The 14,155-nt window shown below is 33.3% G+C and carries 8 protein-coding genes; 7 read left to right on the top strand and 1 reads right to left on the bottom strand.

Annotated features, from left to right (window positions below; genetic code table 11):
* Positions 1 to 180 precede the first annotated feature (180 nt).
* Positions 181 to 3,447, bottom strand: coding sequence for a response regulator (locus tag H7A25_23745; GenBank protein MCP5502935.1), 3,267 nt, complete (start codon positions 3,445 to 3,447; stop codon positions 181 to 183).
* A 168-nt stretch (positions 3,448 to 3,615) separates the two neighbouring features.
* Between H7A25_23745 and H7A25_23740 the strand changes: the two genes are divergently transcribed.
* The 7 genes from H7A25_23740 to H7A25_23710 all read left to right on the top strand — a co-directional run bounded on the left by H7A25_23740 (position 3,616) and on the right by H7A25_23710 (position 14,149).
* A complete protein-coding gene (locus H7A25_23740; protein MCP5502934.1) occupies positions 3,616 to 4,323 on the top strand; it encodes a zinc metallopeptidase in 708 nt (235 codons plus the stop codon).
* A gap of 18 nt (positions 4,324 to 4,341) precedes the next feature.
* Complete coding sequence (locus H7A25_23735) at positions 4,342 to 5,046, top strand: FecR domain-containing protein (protein MCP5502933.1); 705 nt, start codon at positions 4,342 to 4,344, stop codon at positions 5,044 to 5,046.
* A gap of 75 nt (positions 5,047 to 5,121) precedes the next feature.
* Positions 5,122 to 8,547 carry a SpoIIE family protein phosphatase gene (locus tag H7A25_23730; GenBank protein MCP5502932.1) on the top strand — a complete coding sequence of 1,142 codons (3,426 nt, stop codon included), beginning with the start codon at positions 5,122 to 5,124 and terminating at the stop codon, positions 8,545 to 8,547.
* Between the two features lie 187 nt (positions 8,548 to 8,734).
* Positions 8,735 to 9,544 (top strand): DUF4384 domain-containing protein, encoded by an 810-nt coding sequence (locus H7A25_23725; protein MCP5502931.1) that lies wholly within the window; start codon positions 8,735 to 8,737, stop codon positions 9,542 to 9,544.
* 12 nt (positions 9,545 to 9,556) lie between these two features.
* On the top strand, positions 9,557 to 11,473 hold the full coding sequence (locus H7A25_23720; protein MCP5502930.1) for a M48 family metalloprotease: 1,917 nt from the start codon (positions 9,557 to 9,559) through the stop codon (positions 11,471 to 11,473).
* A 128-nt stretch (positions 11,474 to 11,601) separates the two neighbouring features.
* A complete protein-coding gene (locus tag H7A25_23715; protein MCP5502929.1) occupies positions 11,602 to 11,901 on the top strand; it encodes a hypothetical protein in 300 nt (99 codons plus the stop codon).
* A gap of 85 nt (positions 11,902 to 11,986) precedes the next feature.
* Complete coding sequence (locus H7A25_23710; GenBank protein ID MCP5502928.1) at positions 11,987 to 14,149, top strand: CHASE2 domain-containing protein; 2,163 nt, start codon at positions 11,987 to 11,989, stop codon at positions 14,147 to 14,149.
* Positions 14,150 to 14,155: the final 6 nt, after the last annotated feature.

The following is a 14,155-nucleotide window of genomic DNA, read 5'->3' as shown; positions in this document are numbered from 1 at the left end:
AAATCACCTATGCCTATTGTCATTTGATAAAATTATATGCAAGGATCAAGATAATTTTACTAAAAATCCTTTTCTTATCTATGATAATTATTATTACTGGGACATAGTCATTCGAATTGACTTTTATATCAATTAAATTCTGAAGATTGTCCGAAAATATGCCTGCCGGAGTTTATTCTCTCAGCTTTTTATAAATTGATTTTTTAAAATATTTAAAAAATGATCTACAACTTTATCTTCTGAAGCACTCTTTTTTATTTCGGTAAAAAGCTCATAGGCAGCATTGTATCTGTTATCTGTATAATTATAAACTGCCTGCTGGAATAGCTCAAGAGTATTGAGTTTTTGAAACCTGATTTCTTCGGGGTCTGCATCAAAGACCTCGTAAATCCAGACAGCCGAGGTTTTCCCTTTCATAATTACCTTATCAATAGCACGAATATCGTATCTGGATTTATCCTTGATATTCTTATAACTTTCTTCAGAGATTAAAATTCCTACTCCATATTTTTTTGTCATGCTTTCTACACGAGATGCCAGGTTGACTGCATCAGAAATCACGGTTCCTTCCATCCTGTTCAGGCCGCCAATAGTACCGAGCATTAAGTTCCCGGTATTAATACCTATCCCAATTTCTATTGTCTTGTAGCCGGAATTTATCCTGTGAAAATTATATTCCTGTAAATTTTTTTGCATAGATATAGCTGAAGAAATAGCGTCTTCGGTTTCTTCAGGGTATAAAGCCATAATGGCGTCTCCAATATATTTATCAATAAATCCTCTGTGTTCCTGTATAATTGGAGACATTCTTTTTAGATAAGAGTTTATAAAATTAAAGTTTTCTCTGGGACTCATTGTTTCTGAAAGAGTTGTGAAGGAACGTATATCCGAAAAAAGAACTGACATATATTTTTCTGAGTGATCACCCAATTTTACATCGATAATACTGTCTTTATTGATAAGTTTTATAAATTCCTGAGGAACAAATTTTTCATAGGCTCCTGAGGTTTTTGATAGGTTTAAATGGTTTTTTATCCGGGTTAAAAGCTCATCCTTACTGAAAGGTTTTGTTAGATAGTCATTGGCTCCGTGTATAAAACCCTGAACCAGATCATTAATCTGATTTTTTGCTGTAAGTAAGACAATAGGTAATATATTAGCATTATAGTTTTCTCTAATTTTCTTACATACCTCATAACCAGTCATTTTGGGCATCATAACATCTAAAAGAATTAGGTCGGGAATTACCGGTGATTTGGATAAAATATCAAGTGCTTCCTGTCCATTAGAAGCCTGTAAAATAGAATAGTTATGAAGGCTTAAGTGATTGGATAAAACCTGTAGGTTGATTGGTTCGTCGTCTACAATTAAAATTTTATAGTTAAATTCCCCTTTGTTAAGAGTTATTTGTTCTGCTAATTCTAATGGGTTTTCACTTAACCTTGTTAGAATCGATTCTTCTTGAGGCTCTTTAGAACTGGCTTTTTCCTGGGATACAGGTAAGGAGAATGTGAAAGTAGAGCCTTCGCCCAGAGTAGATTCCAGAGTAATTTTACCATCGTGCAGTTCTACTAATTGACGGGTAACGGTAAGTCCGAGTCCGGTTCCTCCGTATGTTCTATCGGAAGAAGAGTCTATCTGTTCAAAGGATTTAAAAATGGCTTCAAATTTATCTTCCGGAATACCTATTCCTGTATCCGAAATCGAGATATACATAAAACTATCTTCTTTCACTTCGGCTCTAATTTCTACCTCACCACTATCTGTAAACTTGATAGCATTTCCAACTAAATTATATAATATCTGTTGTATCCTGTTTTCATCTCCTATAGCAGATGGAAAATCCTGAGGTATAGAATTTTTTAATGTAATATTTTTCTTTTGTATGAGTGCCTCGGATAAAGTTAAAACAAGATTGGAAATAGAATAGATATCAACCGGTTTTTTACTGACTTTAATTTCGTTACTTCGCATTTTCGAAAAATCTAAAATATCATTTACCAGGTTAGAAAGTCGTTTTCCACTGGTGATAATAAGAGAAAGATTATAAGCTACTTTTTCCGGAAGCTTTCCTGCAGCTCCATCTAAAAGAGATTCACTTAAGCCTATAATTCCGTTTAAAGGGGTTTTTAATTCGTGTGAGGTATTGGCTAAAAAATCATCTTTTAATTTATCCAGTTTTGTCAGAGCCTCATTTTTCTCCTTTAGCTCAATTCCGAGTCTTTCTGTAGTAGAGAAAGCTATCGAAAAGTTTTTTGAAAGAAGGTAGCTCTGTAGAAAGATAAAAGAAATAAATCCAAAAGGAGCCAGATGGATAGAATGGATAATGATTTGGTTGCTGTATAAGAAATCATGAATTATGGTTGTTGAGAAAATAAGCAAACTAAATATAAAAAGCTTACTACCGGGTAAGTTAAATTTAGAACCTTTCAGTAAGGTTGCTAAAATATAAACTATGCAACTCAGAGTTAATAATTGATAGGCCTGTACGCTATGGGTGTAGTAAAAAGAAGTACCAAAAAGAACGAAAAGAGAAAAAAGGGCAGCCATCGCTCCAATAAAGTAAATAAATTTGGGATAATTAATTTGTTTGAATAGATGTAGATAATAGAACATGAATATGGGGAGCCCGAGATAAAAGGATAAATATTCTATTTTTAGAGTGAGCTCCCAGGGCATTCCTTCAAAGTAGGAAGGTAGGAATTTTTCACCCAGTACAAGAGTTCTTAGAGCGAAAATAAGACAAAAGAGTCCGAAGTATAGAGCTTCAAGTGCTTGCCTGCGGTTACTATAAATCCCGATATGATACAATCCCATCATGAACATACTGGCAAATAAACAGAATTCAAGAAAATAGGAATAATGAAGTTTTCGGTTTATGAGTTTTGGAGTTCCAATTTCCAGTGGATACCAGAAACCGGACATTCGATAATGAAAATTAGAGATATGTACTATAAGTTCCAGATCTTTAGTTTTAGGAAAATAGGTGAAGCTAGTCGGTGTGCTATTCGGGATGGATTCGAAGACTGTTTTACCCGGTTTTCCAACCTCGACTGCTAATTCCCCATTAATAAAAAGTCTCAGATTCGTTCCCATACCTTTTGTATAAAAACTAATGGGATTCGTATCATGTAAAAATACACGTAAGCGATATGTGGCAAAGCCCTGTTTATCAAAAAATTGATTATTCAAATTTTGCCAGGTAGAGGGTACTTCCATGTAAATATCCGGTCTGGGTTTTGTTTCTCCGTAGAAATCAGAAGAAAGATAAAACTTTTTCCAATAAAATTCCCAGTAGGTGTCAAGAGGTATGGGTTTGTCCTGTTTAGATAAATCAAAGTCAGAAAGATCTAAAATTCCATTTTTCTTTAGTGTTTCTGAGGATAATTCAGTAAGTAATAATATGGGTAATAAAATTATAAACAATACATGCTTGAATTTTTTCATTGAGTAACCGGTTTTATGGAGAAATACCCTAACAAACAAAACTTTTTTGTCTATAAAAAAAGGTTTTCCTGTTTGAAAATTCAGGATATAATTAGAAATGGATAGAAATCTAACTATAAAAAAATGTATCCTTGCTTGTTTTAACCGTCTATACTTTTGGGAGGGAATATGTATTTTGATTTTTCATATTTTTTGATTGTAGGTCCGGCCATGCTTTTAAGTTTATGGGCGAGTTATAAGGTGAAATCCAGCTTTTCTCATTGGAGTTCTTATAAGTCAAGTACCGGAGCTACCGGTGCAATGGTGGCTAGAGCGATTTTAGATGCAAATGGACTAAATTATGTACGGGTTGAACATGTACCCGGAGATTTAACCGATCATTACGATCCTTCTTCTAAAACTTTACGGCTTTCAGATGCCACGTATTCTTCTAATAGTATTGCTGCTTTTGGTGTAGCAGCTCATGAAGCCGGACATGCTATCCAGGATAAAGTTCAGTATCCTATGCTAGGCTTCCGCTCGGCTATTGTTCCGATTGCCGGTTTTGCATCTTCTATGAGCTGGTTTATTATTATGCTGGGAATGTTTCTCATGTATCTAATGGGAAAAGTTGGTTTTTTTATTGCAATTATTGGAGTTGTCCTGTTCTCTATAGTGGTACTGTTTCAATTAATAACCGTTCCGGTTGAAATAGATGCTTCGAATCGAGCCAAGGAAATTCTTGTGAGGATGGGCTATATCCATGGTAAGGAAGCAGAGGCTGTTAATGAAGTTTTAAACGCGGCTGCCTGGACTTATGTAGCGGCTGCTGTAACAGGAATTGCTACTTTATTATATTATTTGTTTCGTCTCGGCTTTTTTCGTTCGGATGATTAAACTTAAAGGGAGATTACGATGAAAGTTCTCGCTTCGATTCTGTTGTACCTGTTTTCAGTAGGAGTTTATGCTGATAAAAATAAGATCATTGCCCTGGTAACTTTTGTAAATGGAGAAGCCTATTATCAGGAAGAGAGTAAAATGGAGAACCTGAAAGTGCATACTCTTTTGCAGCCCGGTTCCAGTGTGTTTACTAAAAAAGGACAATTAAGGATCCAGCTGGGAAAGAACTCCATCCTGCATCTCCCTTCATATTCAAAACTTTCCCTTGAATACTCCGGTACTGAAGAAAAATTTGATATAACACTTTTGTTGAAGGAAGGTGCTTTGTACACCCGTATTTTAAAAGATCTGGAAAAAAAATCAAATTTTAAGGTTTTAACGAAAACTTATGTGGCAGGTGTAAGAGGGACTGAATTCTTGATCCAGGATTATCCATCTTCCGTAGGTGCTGAGAAAAACGGTGTTTTCGTGCATAGCGGTAAAGTTGAAATTCGAGATGCTTCTTCGGACATTGTAAGAGATACTCTTCAGGCGGGGGAAGAACTAATTCAAGACAAGGACAAAATGGTTAAAAAGCTTTTAGATGATTATATGGTCGAGAAACTCCGGATTTTTGAGGAATTGAAAGTAATGAAGGAAAAAACCTATGAGCTTTTGAAAGAACAAAAACTGAAAAATTTGTCTATCTATAAAAGTTCAAAAGAAAAAATGAAGAAATAAACTCTGACTGAAAATCTGTATCTTTCTCTATACTTTGTCAATAAATTTCCGATAAACTGACAGAGAGGAATGAAGATGCAGGAAAAAAACTATATCCGTATTGCTTATTTTACAGGCCAGCCGAGTTCTCTGGATCCCTTCCATGGTTTTGATCCGGATTCTTATACGCTCATAACGGCCTGTCATGATAGTCTTACCTATATTGGAAAAGATGGAGAAATTAAACCTTTATTAGCTACTTCCTGGAAACGTCTTAGTCCTACCTGTTTTTCTTTCATCCTGAGGGAAGGAGTAAAATTTCATAATTTAGAGGATTTTAATGCTGAGGCGGTGGTACTTACCTTACAAGCCCAGATAAATCCTGAAAATAAATCTCCTACCGGCCTGGGAATTTTATCCTCTATTAAGGAAGTTGAAAAGGTATCGGAATACGAAGTAAATATTTATACACATTTTCCTGATAGTATGTTACCTTATCGAATGGCAATTTTTTCGGCTATTGTTCCTCCTCAGTTATTAAAAGAGAAAGGAGTGGATTATTTTAAAGATAAACCGGTAGGAACCGGTCCTTTCATTTTCGAGTCTATGCAGAAGGGAAAAGAAATTGTTCTTCGGGCCAACGAAAACTATTGGGGAGGCAAGCCTAAAGTTTTCGGACTGCGTTTTCTTTGTCTCCCCTCACAATATTGGACAGAAGGGATTAAGCAGGAAAAGGTAGATTTGATGTATGGAGTTCAGGACCTCCAGATTCCTCTCTTACGTACGGAAAAGAATCTTTATATACAAAGCCAGCTTTCAACTTTTTCTCACTGGTTTCTTTTAGCTTCCAAAGGTCCCTTATTAGATAAGCGGGTTAGATTGGCTATGAATTTGGCTATTGACAATACTATGATTGCACGATTTCACAGTCACGGAAACTCGATTCCACAAAGGTCTATAGCTACAGAGGGTCAATTTGGATATAATCCTTATTTACAAATTTATCAGTATGATCCTGAAAAAGCCCTGGAACTTTTAAAGGAAGCGGGTTTTGAAGAAGGATTTACTCTGAAGGGTATTGTTGCAGATCATTCGGCGAGTCTTGTTCAAATGATTGCTGCTTATCTGGAAGATATTAATATTACATTAGAATATGAGATTATTCCGAGAACTGAGTGGATGGAAAGGGTTCCGAATGCCAGGATGAGGGGAGAAGGTATATATCCGGGTGATTTTGCAGTAGCGCCGATTGATAATCCGATTATGTATTCCGGTTTTCATCATTATATTTTTCTTTCTAAAGAAGGACCTTTTTCTCTTGTTGAGGATGATATATACCAGCAATTATTCCTTGAATCTATGACTGCTGAAAATGAAGTTGTTTCGGAAATGAAATTACAGGACCTCGATTGGTATGTTCATGAAGAAGCAATGCTACTTTTTACCATTCAATCAGAGGTACATGTTGTTCTTGCAAATGGTGTCGAGATGGATATATCTAAAAATGGACATTTCGGTACTTATTCCTGGTTAAGCTTACAGGATAATCGAGAAGAAAAAGAGTATCCTGAATGGGATTTTGAATATTTAAATGAAAATAAAGATGTAGAATATGAAGAGTTTCAAAAGGTGTTTAAAGCTTCCGAACATGCAAACATGTTTTGGTTTACGGGTGAGGCATTACAGGATAAAAGGCTGGATAAGTTAGTCAGCAATTTAAAATATTTAGAATATCTTAAGCAGACACAGGAGAAATTCAGATTTATTCAAATTGTTCATTTCCTTCAAAAAGTCAAAGACATGGAAGCGCTAATGGAAGCATCCCGGTTTTCAGGTATAGCCACGTACAATATAAAGGGGGAACCATTACTATTTAACCATACCTTCTTGAATCTTTTGGGAAAATCAGCGAAAGTAAAAAAGATACATGAACTGTTTACTTCGCTTGAGTCCTGGAAAAATTTTGAAGAGAAATTGAGGGAAGAAGAAGGTTTTCTTGGTTCTATTGATCTTGTAAAAGATGATTCTAATATTTTACCGGCACAGGTCGCCTGTTCTTTACGCCTGGATGATACCGGTCGTTCTGTAGGTTATTTATTGATTATCCGGGATGAAAGTCATGAAAGACGCTTACAAAGAGAATTGGAACTCAGCTACTTAGATCTGGAGAAAAAAGTAATTGAAAGAACAAAAGAATTAAAAGAAACTCTGGATCAGGTGGAAGCCTTAAAAAAAATACAGGATGGAGATTATTTTTTAACCAGCTTATTGATTACTCCTCTCGGACAAAATGTAATTCAGAGTCCTTATGTGCAGGTCGAATCGTTTTTGAAACAAAAAAAGTCTTTCTTGTTTAAAGAAAAATACTATGAAATCGGAGGAGACATTAACATTGCTCATAAGCTTACATTAAAAAATAGAAGCCACATTTTGTTTATGAATGCTGATGCTATGGGAAAATCTATACAGGGTGCAGGAGGAGTTCTGGTATTGGGTTCTGTTTTTCAATCCATTATAGAGAGAACGAAGATGAATCCTTCTGAGTTAAACCATTACCCTGAAAGATGGTTAAAAATTGTTATTAAAGAGTTAAATGGAGTTTTCTTGAGTTTCAATGGTTCTATGTTAATTTCTCTTGTCGTGGGTTTAATTGATGAAGAATCAGGTCTGATGTATTATGTTAATATTGAGCATCCGGAGTTAATTTTATATAGAGATAAAAAAGCTTCTTTTTTAAAATACAATAGTTTTATTCGTAAGCTAGGCACTACTGATCTACCGGATATAATCCATATAGATACATTTAACTTATCTGAGGGTGATATAATTCTTATGGGTTCTGATGGAAAAGATGATGTGGTTGTAGGAGAAGCTGAAGATGGTTCGAGGATTATAAATGAAAATGAAGAAGCATTCCTACTTAAAATAGAAGATGCCGGAGCTGACTTGAGTAAAATTTATCAATATATTGGTTTTTGGGGAGAAATTACAGATGATTTTTCTTTATTAAAGATTACTTATACGGCTTATAATAAACCTAATGTAAGTTCAAAGTTAGATTTAAAAGGGCTTGTAAAAGAAGTGAATCAATATTTGTTAGAGCAGAAATATGATTTAGTTATATCCAAATTAGAAAAAACATACTTTGAAACTTCCAATAAAAAAGTATTCAAGTGGTTTATTGAACTCCTTATACAAAAGGAAGATTATGAAAAAGCATCGAACTATCTCGAAGCCTATATCTATGCCCATCCTGAAGATACAGCTGCTATTTTTGCAAACTCTTATTGTTTAAGAAAAATAAAAAAGTATGAGAAAGCTATAGATTTTGGAGAAAGAATTCGCCTTCGTGGTTCAAAAGAGATAGAAAATACAATTAACCTACTAAAATCATATATAAAAGCAGGGAAAACAGAAAGAGTTAAATACATAGGAACTCAGTTACTTAAAATTTCCATAGAGGACGATAGATTGAAGCGCTGGAAAGCTTATTTGGAAAAAAATATTCGGGAATCTATTTGAAAAACTTCTGGCTTTTTTAATGGGATAGCTGTATAAAGGAATTCTTATGAAGAGAATTATATACATTTTCGTTTTTCTTATCACTTTACCCTTATTTTCCTCAGTCGAAACAGGAAAAATTTCTATATTTATAGCCGGAAAAGCAAAGGGAAGTATTCGTAAGGATATAAAGAGAGCTCTTTCAAAAATGCCAAATACTATTGTCTTAAACAAAAATCAATTACAGGGGGCATTGAAAGATAAGAAAATTGGAGAAGCCGGTATTTCTAATCCGGATTTGCTTAAGAAACTTGCTAAAAGTAAGATGCTTGATTATCTGTTATTGTTAGAAGGTAAGAGTAATACTGGTTTTAAACTCATAGAAATTAAAAATGGGAAAGTAATGGCTAGCTGGAAAAAATATTCAAAAAAAAGTCTTAAAAGCTTATCAGAAATTATAGAGAGAGAAGCTATATTATATGAGTTTGTTAATATATCAGTTTCTGAGTCTGAAGATAAACTTGTAAAATTTGGTGATATTGAATGTATCAATCAAAAAGAAGAGGACGAAGATGACGATGAGGAAATTATAAATACAGATAATACACATTGTAAATTTCATCTAAAAGAAAAAGTTGGATTTAGATATAGAGTAATAAGAGAGGATTTAGACAGGAGTTATATATATTTGACTGTGTTCGCATATACTCAGGATAAAAAAATTATCCAATTATTTCCAAATAAATATTCAAGCAGCAATAAGATTCGTACAGGTAGAGAGAATGTTTTTCCATCATCAAAAGACAAATATATACTTTATGGAGATTATCCTATTGGAAAAGATAAGGTGATTATGATTGCTTCTTTGCAGCCTGTTGGTTTACCCGGAAATAGTCCCCGTGCAGGAATTTATAAATACGCAGATATTGGAAAAGCACAATACGGAGTAATTGGATTAAAAAAAATACCTCAAAATTCTTATGATGTAAAAATTATCACATCTGAAACTATAAAATAACTGGAGAATGGAATGATAAGGACTTTTATAATAATCTTTCATATTTGTAATTTTAGTTTATTAGCAGAAAAAATATTAGGATATAAAAAAGCATTATCCAACTATATTCTAAATTTATCAGAAATGGAGTACAAGAATTACAAAGAAAGTAATACTGTTTTAAACAATTATAAGGATTGGAAAAGTATACTGGATAGAACTTTCTACCGTCTGGCTCAGTCTTCCGGTCTGTCTAATTTTAAAATAGAGTATTCAATAATAAAAAATCCCAGTTTTAATGCTTATGTATATCCGGGTGGACAATTTATTCTTCATACCGGTACATTAGATGCAATCGATAAGGAAATAAAAAAGCAGAAAGAGAATGGACTGGAGCATAATACATATAGAGAGTTTTATATTTCCGGTATTCTGGCTCATGAACTTGCTCATTACTATAACAGGCACACTTTCAAGTTATACATGAAAAAGTATAGCTTTAGTAAAAGCTCAACAAGCAATTCACTTAGTTTAATTAAATTTGGTCAGGATTTAGAACTCGATGCAGATAAAACAGGATATGTTCTTTTAGGAAAAGCGGGTTATGATACGTCTTACTTCTTAAAAATTCTAAAGTTTTTAAACAAGAAATATCAAGAAAATTTAAAAAAAGGAAATCATAACCCCTATTTTTCTTCTCATCCGAGTCCAAACAGGAGGCTGGGTAAATTAAGCGAGAAAGAAAAAAAATTTTATATCTTTGCTGATAAGATGGAAAGTGCTTTTGCAGATATACAAATAGGTACAAATTTAAAAAATGCTCTTAATGAAATAGAGAATGGACTCGTACGTTTCAAGAATAATCCGGATTTACTTCGAGCTAAAGCTGTAGCTCTTCATAAACTATGGCTGGAATCTGCGGAGGTGGAGAAACTCCTTCTTCGATCTATTATCGATTTACCATCTTTTCGAAATGATATGTTACTAAAAAAATTAGGAACAAGAGATATAACTAAAAAGATACCGGGGAATTTGAGGTTTTACTATAAAGCTAAAAAAACCTATAAAAAGGTAATTAGTATAACAAAGGATCCCTTTTTTCTTTCTAACTATGCAACTTTACTATCCTACTCTCCAAATCCACGACAGGAACAAAAAGCAGAAAGCTTAGCCAGGAGAGCCTATGAAGAAAGCAGAGGCAATCTGGTAACGGGTAATAATCTTGGAGTGGTTCTTTATCTCATAGGCAAAAAGCGAGATGCACTGACTATTTTTGAGATTCTTGCAAGTGAAGCTAATAACAAAATAAAAGATTTGTTAAGTAAAACCGATGATAATGCAAAAGAGCAAATTAATAGAATGGCTCGTGATATAAAAAGGATGCAAACTTATAATAAAAGATATGTAAATAGAAGTTTCACATCTATTCTTAATCTTGCACTTTATCATTATTATACAGATCCCAAATCAATGAAAGCCAGAGTAGTCACAGCACTTTATCTTCAATATGATAAGCATTCAGAGTGGGCCAAATTTCTCGCTACCGGGATGAATATGGAAGATCAAGTTGCAGAATCAAAACTTGTTATTAATATGCAAACAAAAATACATGAGGTAGGAATTGGAAATAGCTTTAAGGAGGTATTTGAGAAATGGGGTAACTTTTCCAGGACTAAAAACTTTGGAAAAAAGGTTTATTACTATTATGATAAACATAATGCTAAAATTGAATTTCATGATACTATTGTAACAAATATCGAATTATCTCCCGGCACAGATTATAAACTTAATCAAGCGATTACACCGGATATAAGGGAAAATAAAGTGGATGAGTACTTTAAGAAGCATGCTGAAATAGAAGGAAATTACAAAACTTATTTAACAAATACGGGAAAAGTAACTATCTACTCAGAAAAGGGAATCGTTAAAAAGCTATGGTTACATAAATAAGTCTATTTATTTTGCAAGATTGGGATTTTTCACCTGCATACATTTTTAAAGAGATTTTTTTTTGTAGGCTACTATTTTTTTTTTGACAAAATTTTCCTCTTAGTTCCTACTTGAATAAAGGGAAAAAGATGAAAAAAATACTAATAGCTTTTATGCTCATATTACTATCTTATTGTGGCTCTCCTCTCAAGAAGAACGTATCTAGGGATTGTAAAAAAACAAGTCCGAGTATCTATAACGATGCCGGCAAAGTTGCAATGAATCCCGGTGAGGAAACTGACTCCAACGGTGGTTTTGGGGAAAAAGATGATATGATTCGAGGTAAAACAAATGTAAGTAGAGCTCTTGATGAGGAGGAAAGTGCTACAGAAAGTCAAACAACAGAAACGAAGAATATTAGTAAAGAATCTACAAGTGATTGCAACTAATTCGAATTTCTTTAATTAGTTTTTTACTATTTATTCTATTCTTAAATAGCTGGTTCATCAATTTTGTTCCATATAAGCAGTATATATGTTTCATCATAAGAGAATTATAGGAACTATTATATGGTTTTTTCCTTTTATACTATCCTTTGTTCTACAATTCTTTGGGACTTTAGACCATATAGAAGAACTGATTGTTTACCAGCATTATAAAAACATAAATCCTAACCATAAGTTTTCTGACAAAATTGTCATTGTAGCAATAGATAATGATTCCTTGATGCACTTTGCCCAGCATCCAGATTTCGGAAGATGGCCCTGGAAAAGAAGTGTTTATCTTCCGGTATTACAATTTATAGAAAAATATAATCCGAAAATTATCCTATTTGATTTACTATTTTCGGAACCTTCCAAAGACGATTCAAAGTTAGTTCAATTTAATAAGGAATCATCTGTGATTTCTCATACTCTTTTTCTACAAAAAGGTGAGTTAAACAATACACAAACTATACCGGAAATGTATTTTAAAAAACATTCTATTCGGGTAGAAGAGAAAAGAAACAATTGTAATATAGGATTTAATACCATCATTTTTCCCAGTAATCAAATAGGTCTAACAGCTCCAAGTCTACATGCTGTCGGGGAAAAAGAATTAGGGGGAAGGTTGGATAAGGATGACTTATTAATTTATAAGTATAAAAATTATTATTTTCCTTCTCTTCCAATTGTTGCTTATAATTCTATAAATAAAATTTTGCATTTAAAAATGAGTTCTTCCGAACTGAAAATTAAGACCGGAACCGGACTTACAACGATTCCCTTAAAAGATTGTTATTATAGTTTGCATTATTACTCCTTCGAAGAAACTAAAAATATACCCATTGTTCCATTTTATAAGTTCAATAACCTATTTTTTGATGATAAAACTGTACATCATAATTTTGATGCTACCTTTCGAGATAAAATTGTTTTAATCGGGACAACCGCAACTTCGATTTATGATGAAAAAATTACTCCTTACGGAAACCTTCAAAACCTTCTTTTGAATGCAACTACTATATCGAATTTATTGGAAAATCATTTTCTTACAAGAGTTCCTATCTGGGTTAATATTGTCTTGGGTTTTTTTCTTACTCTGATCGGTTTGTATTCCATGTTTTTTGTTGGGGGAAATTACAGAAGAGCTATAGTATCCTTTTCTGTATTATTAATCTATATGCTATTTGCAATATGGATGTTTAAATATGATATTTCTTTTAATCTTTCTTTTTTTGTTACTTCTTATCCTATCTCTTTTGTATTTTCCCTGTGGTATATTTCTTTTCTTGAAGGCAAGGAAAATGCAAAGTTATTAAAAGAAACTATTGAGTTAAATAAACAATTAAAAGCATTTAATGAAAAAGCAGAAGAACTGGTTAAAAAGCGAACCGCACAGTTGGAAGAAGAAAAGAAGCTTACCGAAAAAATCATGATAGAACTGCAAGAAAGAAATGAAATAATTGAAAGAGAACAAAAAAAAGCAGAAGAACTGTTACAAAATATTTTACCACCTGAAGTAGCAGAAGAATTAAAGTTGAAAGGAGAAGTTCAACCCGTATATTATAATTCTGTAAGTGTATTATTTGCCGATCTAAAAGGATTTACTAAAGCTGCTGAGACTATGACAGTAGAAGAACTGGTCAGAGAATTAGATGTATGTTTTTTCTATTTTGATGAAGTAACAAAAAAACACAATTTAGAAAAAATCAAAACTATAGGAGATGCCTATATGTGTGCGGGAGGTTTACCCAAGGAAAATAAAACCCACGTTATCGATGCCTGCCTGGCTGCATTGGAAATTCAGCATACAATGCAACAGGCAAAAGAAGTTAGAATTATCATGAACCTACCTTATTGGGAGTTACGCCTGGGAATTCATGTAGGGCCTGTAGCTGCCGGTGTAGTAGGAAAGCATAAATTTGCCTATGATATTTGGGGGGATACAGTTAATATAGCATCCAGAATGGAATCAAGTGGAGAAGCTGGAAGAGTAAATATTTCAGGATATACATATAAATTAATGAGATTCTTCTTTGAGTGTGAATATCGAGGAAAGGTGAAAGCTAAGAATAAAGGTGAGATTGATATGTACTTTTTACTTCGCTTGAAAAGTAAGTTTTCAAGAGATGTAGAAGGTCGAGTTCCAAATGAAAATTTCCAACTCATTTATGAAAGAATAAAAAATGGTAAAAATAAGGTTAAGCTATTATAGCATCAG

It is taken from the genome of Leptospiraceae bacterium (assembly GCA_024233835.1).
In the GTDB taxonomy this organism is placed as follows: Bacteria; Spirochaetota; Leptospiria; order Leptospirales; family Leptospiraceae; genus JACKPC01.
Note: the sequence above shows the minus strand (reverse complement) of the source record. Positions and strands in the feature narration are given on the sequence as shown.